At 61.5% G+C, this 16213-nt stretch carries 16 protein-coding genes, 1 tRNA gene and 1 pseudogene; 12 read left to right on the top strand and 6 right to left on the bottom strand.

Annotation, left to right across the window (positions count from 1 at the left end):
• Positions 1-386: 386 nt before the first annotated feature.
• On the bottom strand, positions 387-680 hold the full coding sequence (locus IEW17_RS19595; RefSeq protein WP_188563754.1) for a helix-turn-helix domain-containing protein: 294 nt from the start codon (positions 678-680) through the stop codon (positions 387-389).
• A gap of 254 nt (positions 681-934) precedes the next feature.
• On the opposite strand from IEW17_RS19595, the gene IEW17_RS19590 reads away from it, so the two are divergent.
• Positions 935-1816, top strand: coding sequence for a hypothetical protein (locus IEW17_RS19590; RefSeq protein ID WP_229749156.1), 882 nt, complete (start codon positions 935-937; stop codon positions 1814-1816).
• 468 nt (positions 1817-2284) lie between these two features.
• Here the strand turns inward: IEW17_RS19590 and IEW17_RS19585 are convergent.
• A tRNA-Met gene (locus tag IEW17_RS19585) sits at positions 2285-2357 on the bottom strand.
• Between the two features lie 221 nt (positions 2358-2578).
• Here IEW17_RS19585 and IEW17_RS19580 point away from each other — a divergent pair.
• The 10 genes and pseudogenes from IEW17_RS19580 to IEW17_RS21125 all read left to right on the top strand — a co-directional run bounded on the left by IEW17_RS19580 (position 2579) and on the right by IEW17_RS21125 (position 9971).
• A complete protein-coding gene (locus IEW17_RS19580) occupies positions 2579-2758 on the top strand; it encodes a hypothetical protein (protein ID WP_188563752.1) in 180 nt (59 codons plus the stop codon).
• 54 nt (positions 2759-2812) lie between these two features.
• Positions 2813-3001, top strand: coding sequence for a hypothetical protein (locus IEW17_RS19575; RefSeq protein WP_188563751.1), 189 nt, complete (start codon positions 2813-2815; stop codon positions 2999-3001).
• Between the two features lie 55 nt (positions 3002-3056).
• Positions 3057-3710: an alpha/beta hydrolase gene (locus tag IEW17_RS19570; protein WP_188563750.1), complete on the top strand. Its 654-nt coding sequence runs from the start codon at positions 3057-3059 to the stop codon at positions 3708-3710.
• Between the two features lie 592 nt (positions 3711-4302).
• The gene (locus IEW17_RS19565) at positions 4303-5559 is read left to right on the top strand and encodes a TCR/Tet family MFS transporter (RefSeq protein WP_188563749.1); all 1257 of its coding nucleotides are present in this window, start codon (positions 4303-4305) and stop codon (positions 5557-5559) included.
• A gap of 70 nt (positions 5560-5629) precedes the next feature.
• The gene (locus IEW17_RS19560) at positions 5630-6058 is read left to right on the top strand and encodes a hypothetical protein (RefSeq protein WP_188563748.1); all 429 of its coding nucleotides are present in this window, start codon (positions 5630-5632) and stop codon (positions 6056-6058) included.
• 199 nt (positions 6059-6257) lie between these two features.
• Positions 6258-6626: a BlaI/MecI/CopY family transcriptional regulator gene (locus IEW17_RS19555; protein ID WP_188563747.1), complete on the top strand. Its 369-nt coding sequence runs from the start codon at positions 6258-6260 to the stop codon at positions 6624-6626.
• A gap of 2 nt (positions 6627-6628) precedes the next feature.
• Positions 6629-8596 carry a M56 family metallopeptidase gene (locus IEW17_RS19550; protein ID WP_188563746.1) on the top strand — a complete coding sequence of 656 codons (1968 nt, stop codon included), beginning with the start codon at positions 6629-6631 and terminating at the stop codon, positions 8594-8596.
• 21 nt (positions 8597-8617) lie between these two features.
• On the top strand, positions 8618-9004 hold the full coding sequence (locus tag IEW17_RS19545) for a hypothetical protein (RefSeq protein WP_188563745.1): 387 nt from the start codon (positions 8618-8620) through the stop codon (positions 9002-9004).
• A complete protein-coding gene (locus IEW17_RS21130; RefSeq protein ID WP_229749157.1) occupies positions 8896-9327 on the top strand; it encodes a M13 family metallopeptidase N-terminal domain-containing protein in 432 nt (143 codons plus the stop codon). Before IEW17_RS19545 ends, IEW17_RS21130 begins: the two co-directional genes overlap by 109 nt.
• Positions 9324-9971, top strand: a pseudogene (locus tag IEW17_RS21125) (M13-type metalloendopeptidase). The gene IEW17_RS21130 and the pseudogene IEW17_RS21125 overlap by 4 nt, the downstream one beginning before the upstream one ends.
• 128 nt (positions 9972-10099) lie before the next feature.
• On the opposite strand, the gene IEW17_RS19535 reads toward IEW17_RS21125, so the two are convergent.
• The 4 genes from IEW17_RS19535 to IEW17_RS19520 form a co-directional block, all read right to left on the bottom strand.
• The gene (locus IEW17_RS19535) at positions 10100-11173 is read right to left on the bottom strand and encodes a chorismate mutase (protein ID WP_188563744.1); all 1074 of its coding nucleotides are present in this window, start codon (positions 11171-11173) and stop codon (positions 10100-10102) included.
• A gap of 178 nt (positions 11174-11351) precedes the next feature.
• Positions 11352-12197 carry a prephenate dehydrogenase gene (locus tag IEW17_RS19530; RefSeq protein ID WP_188563743.1) on the bottom strand — a complete coding sequence of 282 codons (846 nt, stop codon included), beginning with the start codon at positions 12195-12197 and terminating at the stop codon, positions 11352-11354.
• A gap of 91 nt (positions 12198-12288) precedes the next feature.
• Positions 12289-13515 (bottom strand): pyridoxal phosphate-dependent aminotransferase, encoded by a 1227-nt coding sequence (locus tag IEW17_RS19525; RefSeq protein ID WP_229749155.1) that lies wholly within the window; start codon positions 13513-13515, stop codon positions 12289-12291.
• Between the two features lie 95 nt (positions 13516-13610).
• Entirely contained in the window at positions 13611-14522 is a 912-nt protein-coding gene (locus IEW17_RS19520) for a prephenate dehydratase (RefSeq protein ID WP_188563755.1), read from the bottom strand.
• 470 nt (positions 14523-14992) lie between these two features.
• Here IEW17_RS19520 and IEW17_RS19515 point away from each other — a divergent pair, with 470 nt between their 5' ends.
• Positions 14993-16084, top strand: coding sequence for an NADH:flavin oxidoreductase/NADH oxidase (locus tag IEW17_RS19515; RefSeq protein ID WP_188563741.1), 1092 nt, complete (start codon positions 14993-14995; stop codon positions 16082-16084).
• Positions 16085-16213 lie beyond the last annotated feature (129 nt).

Raw genomic sequence — 16213 nt, 5'->3', positions numbered from 1 at the left:
ATTAGAATCTTACTCCACTCCTTTCCTTCATTGACCTAAATTAAGAGGTCGTGTCTGAACATAGGACGTATATGACCGTAGGCGATACCCTGGTGCCAAAGTTGGAGGGTGGTTACGGTAACGCAGCTACCATAGCTGACTTTGAGGCCGCCGTAAGGGAACTACCCAAGTACCAAAAACACTACAGACACCTACGAGCAAGCTTAGAGGCGTTCTTAGACGATGAAACTGGTAACTAGGTAGAAGGATAGACCGCTCGGGGTACCCAGCTAGCTACCTCCCGGGTATCCCTCCCCTACCCCATGCCATTGATTATCAATACATTCGTGGGACTACGGTTTCAAAAAAATTTCGCCAAAAATTGCAAGGTTGAATCCTGGCTTTAGCTATGCTCGCAGTCGCTTCACGTAGGCGTTGACATCAGCCTCCAGAATAGAGTAGCTAGGCCGTAGTGCAGTGTTGCGGTTGGCATCAACGGCTGGTAGCACTTTTAGCTTGATGTACTCCCTGATTGTTTTCTCTGACTTCCGCAAATGCTTAGCGGTTTCCTTAACTGTTAGCAGGTTCGTGGTTTCCTTGGGGGCAGTGGCAGTGATGGCGGCAAAAGCTTCCATTGCTGAAGTAACCGCACGAGCTATGCATGACTCAAATTGGGCGGGGGTTAAAACGATGACTTCCATGTGAATACAAGCTGACAAGGTGGGTTATACTAAGGTAAGGATTGCCCCTAGGAATTGTTACCACCTGGTTGATTTTTGCATCCTTACTGCTAAAGTTGCTATCATACAACCCACCTCGTACCTGAAACGTCCGACTACTCAAGTTGCTATATAGTGCCCTCCAACCCGAATACAGAATGGGTTTACCCGGTGCTCACTCATAGGTAGCACCCAAATGTCACGGACAAACACGACAGCATTGGGAAGTATGAGTTATGCTGCAATACCTTCACAGCAAACACATACTCATTATGCAAAAACGTAATACCCTATTTGCTCACTTGCTTTGCCTGTCGCTATCAGCTCTCACGTTGACCTTCGCCAGTTGCGGCATAGGCAATGGAACCCCCAAAGGACTTGCGGAGGAAGCCTGTGACTGTTGGCAGGAAATGAAAACGCTAGAAAACAACACGGCACAAGCAAGGAAGGCCGATGAGTGTTTCGGGACGACTCAACGCGCGTTAAGCGAGCTGAGAGAAATGGGGGTAGCAAAGGGTTGGACGGATGAGCAAGTCCGTCAAGCCGAGCGCGAGTTTGATTCTGTCTACGATGCATGTAGCAAGCGGAAAGGCGACAGCGGTTCTTCAAGCACGGAAACCAGCAGCGTAACAGAGCAGCCCTACACTACTGGTGCAAAGAGTGAATACCAACGCGAGGAAAACGCCTCGGCTCCAATTGAAGCGGAGGAACCTAAAATCCCGAAAACAGAAGCCTCAGCACCGGTAGCAACGGCCAACGCTGAAGTGGCCAACGACGACAACGAAATCGTCCGCAGCAAATACGTACCGAACCTGTTCGGTGAATTCGGCGAAACGGCAACATTCAAGGGCAAGGTGGGCAAGCTGTCCGCGAACTACACCCTGGTGCTGCGCGAAGACCAGCAGGTCGAAGGCACTTACTCGTACGTGGGTCGTAAGCAGCTGTACAGCCTGAAAGGCCGCATGGATGAGGGCGACGGTTCCATCACGCTAACCGAGTACACCGATGGTAAAGCAACGGCCACCTGCGAACTGGTAGCCGAAGGTTCTTGCTACGTGGGTCGCATGAATAATACCGATGGGCGAGCGTTCACCATGAACATGTGCGCCCAGGAATAGAGGAAAACAGTTGCGTATTACGAAGAGGGGCTTAATGGCCCCTCTTTTCATTGGCGCCACCTAAGCCCGTAACCGCTTCACATAGGCGTTGACATAGGCTTCGAGTATGGAGTAAGGCCGTCAAGCGGTGTTGCGGTTGGCGTCGGCAGCGGGCAGCACCTGGGGTTTGACATACTCCCTAATTGTTTTTTCCGACTTGCGCAGACCTTTGGCGGTTTCCTTAACTGTTAGCAAATCCGTAGACTCTTTGGTAGTGAAAGCCGTGTTGTAAACAACAGTTGCTAATGCTGAAGTAACCGCGCGGGCTTCCCGTCCTTGGAGGGAACCGCAACCATAAATCACACTAAATTTTAGCTGATTTAAGCGGAATTAACACCCGTTTCCCGCGCTAACTGTGTAGCTACTGTGTAGCCCAGAAATAAAAAACCCGGAAGCGTCTCATAATGAGATACTTCCGGGTTTACTAGGTAGCGGGGACTGGACTCGAACCAGTGACCTTTGGGTTATGAGCCCAACGAGCTACCAACTGCTCCACCCCGCACTGTTTTGGTGCTGCAAAGGTAGGGAGCTTTTTTGATTGAAACAAGCCCCCTGCATTAATTTGGCACAGTACCCCTTCATTTTATCAGCAATAGCTGGTAATGACATGACCAATAGGATACATAATTACCGGCTATACAAATGATTTGGCTCGGGAGTCAACCCATCTCGCTGCTATTCGCTTTTCGGGCCGATTACCTTTGAGGCCTTACTTTTTTGCTTATGAGTCCGTTGTTGGTTGAGGATTATCTGGAAATTAGTTGCCAAGCCGATTTGGACCTTTTAATAGCCCGTTGGTTGATTCCCATCGAGCTGCCCAGGATGCAGCAGGGATACCAGCTGCTCTTGGAAGCAGCCCGGGCGGGCAATTATCGCCACTGGATACTCGACGTGCGCCGCTGACTCAATACCCCTCCAGTGGGCGCGTAATGGATGGTGAGCACCTTTTTACCGCGGTTGGGGGTCCAGTTGGGCGGGCGTACCCGCTTGGCTTACCTGCTGGCCCCGGTGTACCTGCGCGACGCTGCCGCGGACTCGGCTTTTCCGCCGTCGGCTTATTTTGAGAGCAAGCCTTACATCGGCGAGCGGTTTATCGAAGAAAACACGGCTATTGCCTGGCTGCGGGAGAATATAGCCGACGATTAGGGCTGCGGCCAGTTACACTGCGTATAGCCCACAATTTTACCTTCCTGCCTTCGCTATGTTCCCCCTGCCGTTTACCACGCCACGCACCGCCCGCTACCTGCTGCTGGGTGAGCCTGGGCCCGCCATTTCGCACGTATGGATATGCCTGCACGGCCACGACCAACCGGTGGCCGGCCTTGCCCGGCAGCTGCAAAACCTGGACACGCCCGAACGCCTGCTGGTGCTGCCCGAGGCCCTGAGCCGCTACAGCCAGCCCGGCACTGGCCCGGAAGCGCCTACCACGCAGGCCGCGTGGTTTGCCACCGACTCCCTGCTGGCCGACTTCGATGACCTCGGCACCTACCTCGATGCGCTGGCCCGGCAAGTGCTGGCCGCTTGTCCGCCCGATACGCCGCTCACGGTGCTGGGCTACGGCCACGGCGCGGCCGCGGCCTGCCGCTGGCTGGCCAACAATGGCGTTGATTACAGCCGGCTGATTCTGTGTGCGCCCGTGTTCCCTGCCGAAATCGACCGGCGGGCGACACTGGTGGCCCTGCCCGAACGGCCCGTGCTGGTGGTGAGCACGACCACCGATACCTACACGCCCGAAGCCGCCGGCGAAGGCCTGATGCAGGACCTGCTGGATGTGGGCCTGAGCGCCCAGCAGCGCCTCGTGGATGCCACCGGCCCACTGCCCCTGGCGGCGCTGGCCGGCAACCCGGAATCGTAAGCGCCAACCCGTAGCAACAACGGGAAATTGAATTTTTACCCCAACAGCTGCTGGCTTAGCTGACTTTGGGGCGCAGCATCGGCGTAGCGAAACTTGTCTTTGAAGCGGTCGATGGGGGCTTCGACCCAGCGCCGGCAGCACGAACCAGAGCAAGTGCTGCTGCACTACTTCCAGCGGCAGCAGCAACGCCCCCACCAGCGCCAGATAATACGGCGGAATGATACGTAGCACCCGGCGCGTGAAAAATGTGCGCAGCCGTTGCCTCCAAGGCCCCGGCACGCCCACGTAGGCCCCGTATTTTCAGATAATACCCGGTACGAGGTAGCCACTGGGCACGAAAAACAGGCTCGGCCCCACTTCGCCCGACGGAAAAGCCGGCCGTGCTCAGTGCTGTACCAGCACAATACCCATAGCCAACGCCCGCAGGCCCGCGAGTTCGGGGCGGTGGGCGAGGGCAGCAGACGACGAACTTAAAGGCATAGCAGAAAAACGAGCCTGCTAAATACGCGCTTGTGGTACGGGGCCGGTCGGGCCCGGCTTTGTGCGGACCTTTACTTGCTGCTGCTGCCCCGTTTCCATTTGCCCGCTGCTTATGTCCGATAAACGCGCGCCCGCTTTGGGCTTTATTTTTATCACCATTCTCATTGATGTCATCGGGCTGGGTTTGATTATTCCGGTGGTGCCCAAGCTCATTCGGCAGCTCACGGGCGAGGGGCTAAGCCGGGCGTCGGAGTACTCGGGCTGGCTCACGTTTGCCTACGCCAGCGCGCAGTTCTGCTTTGCCCCGGTGATGGGTGGGCTCAGCGACAAGCTGGGGCGGCGGCCGGTGCTGCTGGCCGCGCTGCTGGGCCTGGGGCTCGATTACGTGTTTCTGAGCTTTGCCCCTACCCTAGCCTGGCTGTTTGTGGGGCGCGTGCTGGCGGGCGTCACGGGGGCTAGCTTCACCACGGCCACGGCCTACATCGCCGACATCAGTACGCCTGAGAAGCGCGCCCAGAACTTCGGGCTGGTGGGCGCGGCCTTTGGTATTGGCTTCATCATCGGGCCGGCGTTGGGCGGGCTGCTGGCCGATTTCGGCTCGCGGGTGCCGTTTATGGTGGCGGCGGGGCTGAGCTTGTGCAATTTCTGCTACGGCTACTTCGTGCTGCCCGAGTCGCTGACCCCCGACAAGCGGCGGCCGTTTGAGTGGCGGCGGGCCAACCCCGTGGCCTCGCTGTTGCGACTGCGCAACTACCCGGCCACCCTGGGCCTGGTGGCGGCGCTGGTGCTCATTTACCTGGCGGGCTCGGCCACGCAGTCGGTCTGGACATTCTACACCATGCTCAAATTTGGCTGGACCGAAAAATTGGTGGGCATCTCGTTGGCCGTAGTGGGGCTGTTTTCGGGGCTGGTGCAGGGCGGGCTGGTGCGCGTGGTCATCCCGAAGCTGGGCGCGGCGCGGGCCATCATCATCGGGCTGCTGTGCTACGTGGTGGGGTTCGTGCTGTTCGCCTTCGCCTCCCGGGGCTGGATGATGCTGGTGTTCCTGGCCCCCTACTGCCTGGGCGGACTGGCGGGCCCGGCCCTGCAGGGCACCATTTCGGGCCAGGTGCCGGCCAACGAGCAGGGCGAACTGCAGGGCTCGCTCACCAGCCTCATCAGCGCCACCGGCGTGGTGGGGCCGCTGCTGATGACGTATTTGTTTGCGTTTTTCACGAGTCCGGCGGCTCCGGTGCAGTTTCCGGGGGCCCCGTTTCTACTGGGCGCCGTGCTCACGCTGGGCAGCGTGGCCCTGGCCGCATATTCGCTGAAGAAATACCCGCCAGCCGCTGCCGGCGCTGTGCCAGCTGAGGCGGTGCCCGCGGATTAGCGCCGGCAACCCGCCCACCTAAACTGCTTAGGCAGAATCCCCGTATTTTGCCTACCTCCTAGAGTTTACCATGACGTCTTACCTGAACCCGCCCCTGCTGCAACTCGCCCACCGCCCCGACTTGGACATTCTGGTGGGCCGCTGGGGCTACCAGCCCGAGCTCCACGAGCTGCCCGCCGTGTATGAGCTGGTGGAAACCACGGCTTTGCAGGAGCACAGCCGGTTTTGGCTGCAGGACATTCGCCGCCGCACCTACAACGACCCCGAGACTACGGCGTGGCTGCTCAACTCCTTTTTCCCGGACATGGCCCGCCGCCTTGGGGGCCGCTTGTTTGTGGCTTATCTGGTGGGCCCCACGCTGCACGACTCCATTGTGAGCCAGCCGGGCTTCATCTCGGCCGAATCGTACGACAGCAAACCGTTTGTGGTGTCGTTTTTTGGCGATGAAGGCAAGGCCACCCAGTGGCTGCAGGCGCACCAGCCGACGGGGATTCACTAGCTCTACCGCCGGCCTCAGCTGCTGTTCATACCGGTAGCCGAACCCTTTTATTTCACGATAATATTTTATAAAAAGGCCATTCCTGATTTGAAATGGCCTTTTTATTTAAAACCTGGTTGATTTCTGAAACAAGCAGCATACTTATTACGAAATCTTCGTAGATTTACGATACAATCGTACAACCCTGCTATTTCACTCCATGGAACGCCTCACCCAGCCCGAAGAAGATGCCCTGCGCGTGCTCTGGCCCCTGCCCAGCGGGGGCTTCGTGAAGGAGATATTGGGGGGCCTGCCCGCGCCGCGCCCGCCGTACACCACGCTGGCTTCCACGCTGCGCAACCTGGAGCGCAAGGGCTACGTGCGCAGCGAGAAGCTGGGCAATTCCTACCGCTTCGTGCCCCTGATTTCGGCCGATGACTACCAGCGCCGCTCGCTGGGCACGCTGGTGCAGCAGCACTTTCAGAATTCCTACAAGGACCTGGTGTCGTTTTTCGCGCAGGACGAGAAAGTCAGCGCGGCGGACCTGCAGGAGATTATCAAGCTCATCGAAAGCAAAAAAGCCCAGTAGCCATGTCGCCCACCCTGCTCTACCTGCTGAAGGCCAACGTGGCCCTGCTGCTGTTTGCGGCGGCGTATTTTGGGCTGCTGCGCCGGCTCACCTTCTTCACCCTGAACCGCTTCTATCTGCTGATAGCGGTGCTGTTTTCGGCGGTGTATCCCGTGCTGCCGCTGCCGGCGCTGTTTCCGGAGGCGGCCGGTTTGCCTATGGTCGTGGAGGTGCTGGCAACCGCTGGCGGAGCGAGCGGTGCGGCGGCAGCCCCGGTGGCGGCGCCCATCGACTGGGAGGCGGGGGGCTTGGTGCTGTACGCGGGCGGCGCGGCGGTGCTGCTGGCCCGGCTGCTGGTGCAGCTGCTCTCGCTGTGGCGGGTGCGGCGCACGTCGCGGCCGGCCCTGGTCCACGGGCACCCGGTGCGCACCCTGACGGGGGCCATCAGCCCGTTCTCGTTCTGGCAAGCCGTCTACCTCAACCCGGCCCGGCACCCGGCTGCCGAGCTGGCCGCCGTGCTGCGCCATGAGCAGGTGCACGTGCGCCAGTGGCACACGCTGGATGTGCTGCTGGCCCAGCTGCTGCAGGCGCTGGCCTGGTGCAACCCGGCGGCGTGGCTGCTGCGCCGCGCCGTGCTCGACAACCTCGAATACCTGGCCGACCACGCCGCCCTGCAAACCGGCCTCGACCGCCAGACCTACCAATACAGTCTGCTCCGCCTCAGCCACGGCGCGGCAGGGCCCTCTTTGGTTTCTCATTTCACCTTTCCCACCCTCAAAAACCGCGTTGCCATGATGAATACTCCGCTTTCTTCGACCGGGCAGTTGGCCCGCTACATCGTGGCCGGACCGCTGGTGCTGGCCGTGGCCCTGGGCTTTTCGGCGGCGCAGGCGCAGGGTGCCGGGCCGGTGGTGCCGGCTTCGGTGCGGGCCACGATAGCGGCGAACAATGCGGCAACTCCGTCCCTAATCTATTTTGTGGATGGTCAGCGAAGCAATGAGCTGGTAGGCGACGATGCCTTCTTTGCAAGTATTGCGACATTGAAAGTTCTCAGAGGCAGCCAGGTGCAACAAGCATTGGGCGACGACATCAGAGCCGACGAGGCTCATATTATCACAACTAACAAAAACCGCAATCGGGCCGATGTGCTGGTCCTGAATAAGAAAGTTGATGCAGCGGGTGCCCAAGACATGCACCTCAAGGTCGAATTGGGTCCGGCCACAAGTCCGGCCAAACACCAGCTGCCCGCTGGCATCAAGGCCTACATTGCCAAGACTTACCCGGCAGCCAAGCTCACCAGCTGGGTTATCAGCGACAAAGCTTCCTCCAAAGCTCCGTACGCCAGATACGTAGCCGGCATCACGGAGGGCAACACGAAGCGGATGCTGTACTTCAACGCCGAGCAACAACCGGTGACACCCGCAACGAAGGCTGCGACAGGGCAAGGCCTCGGCGCCGCCGCGCGCACCGAGCTGGCTGCCCCAGGCACGAGGACAGCACCGTCGTCGGTCCAGACAATACCTGTTACTCCCAGGCAAAGCGTCCCAGCCATTTACTATCTCGATGGTGAGCGGCAGAATAATCCGGCATTCGCTTCGACGACCATTCCGGCCAACATTGCGAGCATCGAGGTAATAAAGGACGAGCGGGCCCAAAAATTACTGGGCGCCGACGCAGGGCAGGCCGTGGCCATTATCACCACGAAGGCCAACCAGAACCGGGCCGATGTAGTGGCGTTTAACGAAAAAACCGGGGTCGGCGTGCCACCAACGGCTTCGGCCCCCGGCGCTACCTCAGCCTCGCCTATAGCCTACCTCGCGGCCCCGGCTTTGGCCTACATCACCAAAAACTACCCCGGAGCGCGCCTGCTGGGCGTGACGGTGATAGAATCTGCCGACGGCGGCGCCCCGCGCTACAAGGCCGAAATCGCAGTGGGTCGCCGCCCCCTGTTCTTGGTGTTTGACGCGCAGGGCCAACTGATTCTCCAGTAGCCACGCCTGCTTAGCTCACTTATGAAAGATTGGATGTTCCTGTCTGGGGCGGCGCTGGCCGCGGCCCCCGCCCCGCTGCGTGCCCAACCGAACGCGGCCATCACCATCACGGGCCAGCTGGCGGGCGCTCCGGACTCGGCCACGGTGGCCGTATTTGAGCCGCAACCGGGCCTGGCACTCAACTACTTTTTCACCGACGGCACCGACGAGGCCGTGGTACGCGGCGGTCGTTTTTCGTACCAGTTGCAGCACGGCCAGGTCGGTTTTGTGCGGTTGCTGGGCCAGGGCGCCCCCCAGCCCTGGCCCAGCGCAACGCCGCCGCCGCCGAGCGCCTCGAAACGCGCCTCGCCAAGGCCTCCCGCACTCGCGTGGAGCTGCGCAACCCGCAGACCAACTACAACAAGCTGACCCTGGCCGCCGCCCAAAAGCGCTACCCGGCCCTCGACCCAAAATCCCTACTGGCGAGCCGGCGCCTTGGCAAAGCCCAGGACCTCATCATCGGCCAGCCAGCGTTTTTTGACGAGCTGAACGCCATGCTGAAAACCGAGCCCCTGGCCGACCTCAAAACGTACCTGCGCTGGCACCTGGTGCGCTCGGTGGCCCCGGCCCTGCCCACGGCCTACGGCCTACGCCGAAGCGGCCTTCCGCTACAACCAAGCCCTGACCGGGGCCAAGCAGCAAGCCAGCCGCCAAGTTCGGCGGGCCCATCGACCGCAACGAGTGGGGCATGACCCCGCCCACCATCAACGCCTACTACAACCCGCCGCTGAACGAAATCGTGTTTCCAGCCGGCTACTTGCAGCCCCCGTTCTTCGACCCCAAAGCCGACGACGCCATCAACTACGGGGCCATCGGCGGGGTGATGGGCCACGAAATGACCCACGGCTTCGACGACCAGGGGCGGCAGTACGACTCGGCCGGCAACCTGCGCGACTGGTGGACGCCCGCCGACGCGGCCGAGTTCACGAAGCGCGCCGCCGTGGTGGGCCGCCAGTACAGCGCCTTCTCGCCCCTCGACTCGGTGCGCGTGAACGGCCAGCTGACGATGGGTGAAAACCTGGCCGATTTTGCCGGCCTCACCGTGGTGTTTGGGGCGCTTGAAAAGCAGCTGGCACAGCGCTACGGCAGCGGCCCGCACCCCCGGTACGACGGCTTCTCGCCCGAGCAGCGCTACTTCCTGAGCTGAGCCCAACTGCGCCGCACCAACATCCGCCCCGAGGCTCTGCGCCAACAAATACTCACCGACCCGCACTCGCCCGGCCAGTACCGCACCATCGGCTCGCTGATGAACATGCCGCAGTTTCAGGAAGCTTTTGGCTGCCCCGAGGGCAGTAATATGACGCGCCGCGCTGCCGACCGGGCCGTGATTTGGTAGTCTAAAATCAGACGAGAAACGAAAAAGCGGCCTCACGAAACGTGAGGCCGCTTTTTATATACTGTTAGTATAAAATCCGTACAAAAACAGATTGTTTGGATTACACACCCTCTTTGTTTGTGAAGTTGCTACCTTCCCTCCATCACCCGATTCTGCCGCGTGATGGACTCCAGGTGCACGGCGGCAAGGTATTGCTCCACGAATTCGTTGGTCAACCCCACCGACGTGCCCTGACGCAGGGCGCGCTCCAGCACCTCGTTCCAACGGCTGGTTTGCAGCACGATGATGTCGTTTTCCTTTTTGTACTGGCCAATTTTCTCGGCCACGGCCATGCGGCGGCCCAGCAGCTGCATCACCTCGGCGTCGAGCTGGTTGATTTGCTCGCGGAAGCTGGCCAGGGCCGTCAGGAACTCGCGCTGGTTGGTAGTTTCGTGGCGCCACACCAGGCCTTCGATGAGGTCGCGCAGCACCTCGGGGGTGATTTGCTGCTTGGCGTCGCTCCAAGCGGCGTCGGGGTTTTGATGGCTCTCAATCATGGTGCCGTCAAAGCCCAGGTTGAGGGCTTGCTGAGCCACGGCAGCCAGCGTATCGCGCCGGCCACAAATGTGGCTGGGGTCGCAGAGCAAGGGCAGCTCGGGCAAGCGGCGCCTCATTTCAATGGGCAAGTGCCACATCGGCGCATTGCGGAAGTCGGTATTGCCGTAGCTCGAAAAACCCCGGTGAATGAGGCCCACTTGCTCCAGGCCGGCCTTTTGCAGGCGCTCCACGGCCCCAATCCACAGCTCCAGCTCGGGGTGAATGGGGTTCTTGACCAGCACCGGCACGTTCACGCCACGCAGGGCGTTGGCAATTTCCTGCACCGAAAACGGGTTGCCGGTCGTGCGCGCGCCCACCCACAAAATATCCACGCCAAAGGCCAGGCAGTCCTCCACGTGCTTGGCGGTGGCCACTTCCACGGCAATGGGCAGGCCGGTGAGCTCGCTGGCCCGCTTCAGCCAGGGCAGGCCCTTGGTGCCCACGCCCTCAAACAGGCCGGGCTTGGTACGGGGCTTCCAGATGCCCGCGCGCAGGGCCTGCACCTTGCCGGTGGCGGCCAGCCGCTGGCAAGTGTCGAGCACTTGTTCTTCGGTTTCGGCGGAGCAGGGGCCGGAAATGAGGTAGGGTTTGTCGTTGGGCTCGCGGTTGAAGAGAGCGGATTTCATGGTGGGGGTCATAGGAATTGGGATTGTTCTATTTCTGAATTTAAATTTTGGTGGTCATACTCAGCGCAGCCGAAGCATCTCGCCCGCTTCGTTTGAGCCGACGCAACGAAGCACGCGAGATGCTTCGGCTGCGCTCAGCATGACGTGCTGTTTTGTTCCTTACCTCTTTTTACTCTTTTCACGGCAGGATTTTCCGGATGTGGTTGGCTTGCTCAATTCGTGCGGTGAGCCCGAGGTAGTCTTCCCGCGCCAGCAGCTCGCGCAGGTGCTGGAGCTGGTGCAGGTGCTCGTCGAGCACGTCGAGCACGTTGAGGCGGTTTTGGCGGAAGATGGGCACCCAGGTAGCCGGCGCGCTTTTGGCCAGCCGCACCGTCGATTCAAATCCGCCGCTGGCGAGGTCAAAAATCTGCTGCTCCTCCTTCTCCTTTTCCAACACGGTAAGCGCCAGCGCGAAGGAGGTAATGTGCGAGATGTGCGAGATGTACGCCGTGTGCAGGTCGTGAGCTGCGCCGTCTAGGTACAGCAGCCGCATTGGCAGGGCCTGAAATACCTTCTCGACCAGCTGCACGGCATCGGGGTCGCTGGCGGCCACGTCGCACAGCACCACCGTTTTGCCTTCAAACAGACCCGAAACAGCCGCTTCCGGCCCCGAATGCTCGGTGCCGGCCATGGGGTGCGCGGCCACAAACCGCCCCCGGCGCGGGTGCCCGGCCACGGCGGCCAGCAGCGCCTGCTTGGTCGAGCCCACGTCGATAACCACCTGATGCGCGGCCGTGGCATCGAGCACGAGCGGCAGCACGGCTATCATGGCATCGACGGGCACGGCTACCACAACGAGGTCGGCCCGGCGCACGGCGGCCGCCAGGTCGGGCTCAATTTCGTCGACCAAGCCCAATTCCAGAGCGCGGCGGGCGTGGGCCGGGCTTTGCTCCACGCCGATGAGGTGCCGCGCCAGGCCGTGCTGGCGCAAGCTTAGGGCCAGTGAGCCGCCAATGAGGCCGAGGCCGATGATGGTAACATTCATGGGGATGGGTAATATATTGTCATGCCGAGCATTCTGCGCATCAAGCAGCGGCCGAGGCATCTCGCTTGGGGTAGTAATCCAATCGATTGAGTTACTGCTGCACGCGAGATGCTTCGGCTCCGCTCAGCATGACGTGCTTTCTTATCTCATTCACCCGCGCCAGCGCCTCGCGCAGCAACGCCTCTGGCTGGCACAGGCTGGCCCGTACGTAACCCAGCCCATTGCTACCGAAGATGCCGCCCGGCGTGATGAACACCCGCGCCTCGGCCAGCACGGCATCGCTCAAGGCGTAGCCATCGGCGAAACCAGTGGGCACGGCGGCCCAGACGAACAGGCCCGTTTGGCCGGGGGCCGGGTCGCAGCCCAGCGCTCGCAGCAACTCCAGCACCAGCTCGCGACGGGCGCGGTAGGTGGCGTTCAGCTCCGCAAACCAGTCCGCGCCCAAGGCCAACGCCGCCACGGCCGCCTGCTGCACCGGCAGAAACATGCCCGAGTCCATGTTGCTCTTGAAACGGAGGACGTTAGCAATGACATCGGCCCGGCCGGCCAGCAGGCCCACGCGCCAGCCGGCCAGGTTGTGCGACTTGCTCAGGGAGTTCAGCTCGATGGCCACTTCGCGGGCCCCGGGTACGGCCAGCAGGCTCACGGGCGGCGTTTCGTTCAGGATGAAGCCATACGGATTGTCGTGCACCAGCAGAATACCGTGGGCCTGGGCAAAGGCCACGAGGCGCGTGAGGAACGGCAAATCGGCCGCCGTGCCGGTGGGCATGTGCGGGTAATTCACCAGCATGAGCTTCACCCGCGAGAGGTCGGTGGCGGCCAGCGCGGCCAAGTCGGGCAGCCAGCCGTTGGCGGCCGTCAGGTCGTATTCGCGCACTTTGGCCCCGCAGATTTCGGCCACAGCGCGGTAAGTCGGGTAGCCGGGGTTGGGAATGAGCACGGCGTCGCCGGCCTCCAAAAAGGTCATGGCTATGTGCATCAGGCCCTCTTTGGAGCCCAGCAGCGGCAGAATCTCGGTGGCCGGGTCCAGGGCCACGCCGTAGTGGCGCTGGTAGAATTCGGCCATGGCCCCGCGCAGGGCCGGCGTGCCCTGGTAGCTCTGGTAGCCGTGGGCAGTGGGCAGCGCGGCGCTGGCCGCCAGGGCCGCCACCACGCTGGCGTGCGGCGGCAAATCGGGACTGCCAATGCCCAGGCTGATAATGTTGGCCCCGGCCGCGTTGAGGGCGGCCAGCTCGCGCAGCTTGCGCGAGAAATAGTATTCGCCGGTGTGGGCCAGGCGGCTGGCAACGGAAATGTTCATGGTGTGTTTTTCTATCATTGCGAGGCGGAGCCGAAGTAATTCGCCCCGTTCTCAGTGCTGGGTTTTCCGAAGCGACAAGCTGTTTTTTTGTCGGTGACTGGTAAAAAAGGCCGTCACCTGAGTAAAGTATCTGGTACTGACAGGACGGATTGCCGCGTTCCGCCTAGCTCCTCTCGCAATGACGGTTCGTTTCCTATTTCCATTTTTCCGCGGCGGTAGGTACCCAGCACGCGCAACTCCTCCGTCACCGGCTCCAAGTCGGCCAGCAGCGCTTCGAACTGCTCCTTTTCCTCAAATTCAACATCGGCATGAAAGCCGTATTGCCAGGGCTGGCCGGGGCGGGGCCCCGATTGCAGCTTGCTAAGATTGAGGCCCCAGGCGGCCACGCGGGTGAGCACCGCCGCTAGGCTACCCGGCGCGTGCGGCGCGCAAAAGTAGAGCGAAGCCTTATCGGCCCGTGGGTCGGGCTGAACGGTGCCGCTGCGTTCCAGTACCAGAAAACGGGTGTAGTTGTGCGGGTCGTCGTGAATGGCGGGGGCCAGAATATGCAGGCCGAACAACTCGGCGGCCTGCGCCCCCGCCACTACCGCCACGCCGGGCGAGCGGGTTTCGGCCAGTAGCTGGGCACTGTGGCCGGTGTCGTCGGTCTCAACGAGCTTCCAATGGGGGTGGCGGTCGAGGAAGTCGCCGCACTGGCGCAGGGCCATGGGATGCGAGTGCACGGCCCGCACCTGCGCCAGCGTGGTGCCGGGCAAGGCCAGCAGGTGCTGGTGGATGGGCAGGTACACTTCGCCCGTCACGCGCACGGCGTGGCGCTCCAGCAGCAGGTAGTTGGGCAGGATGCTGCCGGCCAGCGAGTTTTCCATGGCCATGAGCCCGGCCCCGGCCGTGCCGCTGACCACGTGCGCCACCACGGCCCCGAAAGTGGCGCAGGGCAACAGCGCCGGCTTCGGCCCGAAGTACTGCCGGGCGGCCACTTCGTGGAAACTGCCTCGGAAACCCTGAATGGAAACGTGCTGTGGCATGAGCTGGTGCGAAAAGCTGGGCATAAAAAAGGCCTCCGATGTGCGGGGGCCCTGGAGTTGTTGGCGGGTAGTGTGGTGGTTAACACTGGCAACAGCGGGCCGATTTCTTCGCGCAGAAGAAGTAATAGCCGTAATAAAAGAAAGCCTGTTGCGTGGGCATGATGCGGAAATGGGGCATTAAAAAAGCGCCTCCCGAAGAACGAGCGACGCTGCAAAAGTTTGTTGGGTTAGCTACAAACAGCGGCTCGCTCTACGCGGTGGCGTAGAAGTAGTAATAGCCAAAGAAGTAGCGCGTCTGGAACATGCGGTGCGGGGTTTGCGGCGGCAAGGTAGGCACACAGGCGGGAAAAGCAAGATTTAGTTCGTCATGTTCCGGCCTAAAGTCCGCTCCCGATAGTCATCCATAACTTAAGTAGCTGGAACGCGGTTTAGGCAGCTTCGCATTCCCAAGTCAGATTTTATCTCATGTCATGCCCAAGTTATTTGAACCCCTCGCCCTGCGCGGCGTCACGCTAAAAAACCGCATTGTTGTATCGCCCATGTGCCAGTACAGCGCCGTGGACGGCTTTGCCAACGACTGGCACCTCGTGCATCTGGGCAGCCGGGCCGTGGGCGGGGCCGGCCTCATCATCCAGGAAGCCACCGCCGTATCGCCCGAAGGCCGCATCACCCCCGAGGACCTCGGCATTTGGCAGGACGAGCACATTCCCATGCTCCAGCGCATCAATGCCTTTATCACGGCGCAGGGCAGCGTGCCGGGCGTGCAGCTGGCCCACGCCGGGCGCAAGGCCAGCACCTTCAGCCCCTGGACCGGCGACGGGGCCGTGCCCACCGACCAGGGCGGCTGGCTGCCCGTAGGCCCCGGCGACGACGCCTTTGCCCCCACCTACCCCACCCCGCAGGCCCTCGATGCGGCAGGCATCGAGAAAGTGATTGCTGATTTTCGGGCCGCCGCCCAGCGGTCCCTCACGGCGGGCTTCCAGGTGATTGAGCTGCACGCGGCGCACGGTTATTTGCTGCACGAGTTTCTGTCGCCGCTGAGCAACCAGCGCACCGACGAGTACGGCGGCCCGTTCGAAAACCGCGTTCGGCTGCTGCTCGAGGTAGTGGCCGTCACCCGCGAAGTGTGGCCCGAGGAGCTGCCGCTGCTGGTGCGCCTGTCCGTCACGGACTGGACCGAAGGCGGTTGGAACGCCGATGAATCGACGCAGCTGGCCGCCATCCTCAAGACTCGGGGCGTGGATTTGATTGACTGCTCCACGGGCGGCAACGTGCCCACGGCGCCCATTCCGGTGGGTCCCGGCTACCAGGTGCAGTTTGCCGAGCGCATTCGGGAGGAAGTGGGCATCCTGACCGGCGCGGTGGGCCTCATCACCACGCCGGCCGAGGCCGAAGCTATTCTGGCCAACGGCCAGGCCGATGTGGTGCTGCTGGCCCGCGAGTTTTTGCGTGAGCCGTACTTCCCGCTCTTCGCCGCCCAGGATTTAGGCGTGGAAGTGCAGTGGCCGGCGCAATATGAGCGCGCCAAGCCGCGGGCCGTGGCCGCAGCCGGCTCCCGATAGAAACACAACATTTTGCGTCTCGTCGTTGAGCAGTTGGAAATGCGTAGTCACAACGAGCCTGTCTAGGGTTTTTGGCGGCGGGCAGAGTGGGCAGCAAAAAGACTCCCAAAAAAGTCGGAAATTTGTGGT

It is taken from the genome of Hymenobacter frigidus, assembly GCF_014640435.1.
GTDB lineage: Bacteria > Bacteroidota > Bacteroidia > Cytophagales > Hymenobacteraceae > Hymenobacter > Hymenobacter frigidus.
The sequence above is the reverse complement of the archived record's forward strand: the minus strand, read 5'-3'. Positions and strand labels throughout refer to the sequence as shown.

Bases quoted from the DNA above. Each gene is read 5' to 3' on its own strand.
- IEW17_RS19595 (WP_188563754.1), bottom strand. From the start codon at position 680: ATGGAAGTCATCGTTTTAACCCCCGCCCAATTTGAGTCATGCATAGCT.
- IEW17_RS19590 (WP_229749156.1), top strand. From the start codon at position 935: ATGCTGCAATACCTTCACAGCAAACACATACTCATTATGCAAAAACGT.
- IEW17_RS19580 (WP_188563752.1), top strand. From the start codon at position 2,579: ATGAGTCCGTTGTTGGTTGAGGATTATCTGGAAATTAGTTGCCAAGCC.
- IEW17_RS19570 (WP_188563750.1), top strand. From the start codon at position 3,057: ATGTTCCCCCTGCCGTTTACCACGCCACGCACCGCCCGCTACCTGCTG.
- IEW17_RS19565 (WP_188563749.1), top strand. From the start codon at position 4,303: ATGTCCGATAAACGCGCGCCCGCTTTGGGCTTTATTTTTATCACCATT.
- IEW17_RS19560 (WP_188563748.1), top strand. From the start codon at position 5,630: ATGACGTCTTACCTGAACCCGCCCCTGCTGCAACTCGCCCACCGCCCC.
- IEW17_RS19555 (WP_188563747.1), top strand. From the start codon at position 6,258: ATGGAACGCCTCACCCAGCCCGAAGAAGATGCCCTGCGCGTGCTCTGG.
- IEW17_RS19550 (WP_188563746.1), top strand. From the start codon at position 6,629: ATGTCGCCCACCCTGCTCTACCTGCTGAAGGCCAACGTGGCCCTGCTG.
- IEW17_RS19545 (WP_188563745.1), top strand. From the start codon at position 8,618: ATGAAAGATTGGATGTTCCTGTCTGGGGCGGCGCTGGCCGCGGCCCCC.
- IEW17_RS19535 (WP_188563744.1), bottom strand. From the start codon at position 11,173: ATGAAATCCGCTCTCTTCAACCGCGAGCCCAACGACAAACCCTACCTC.
- IEW17_RS19530 (WP_188563743.1), bottom strand. From the start codon at position 12,197: ATGAATGTTACCATCATCGGCCTCGGCCTCATTGGCGGCTCACTGGCC.
- IEW17_RS19525 (WP_229749155.1), bottom strand. From the start codon at position 13,515: ATGATAGAAAAACACACCATGAACATTTCCGTTGCCAGCCGCCTGGCC.
- IEW17_RS19520 (WP_188563755.1), bottom strand. From the start codon at position 14,522: ATGCCACAGCACGTTTCCATTCAGGGTTTCCGAGGCAGTTTCCACGAA.
- IEW17_RS19515 (WP_188563741.1), top strand. From the start codon at position 14,993: ATGCCCAAGTTATTTGAACCCCTCGCCCTGCGCGGCGTCACGCTAAAA.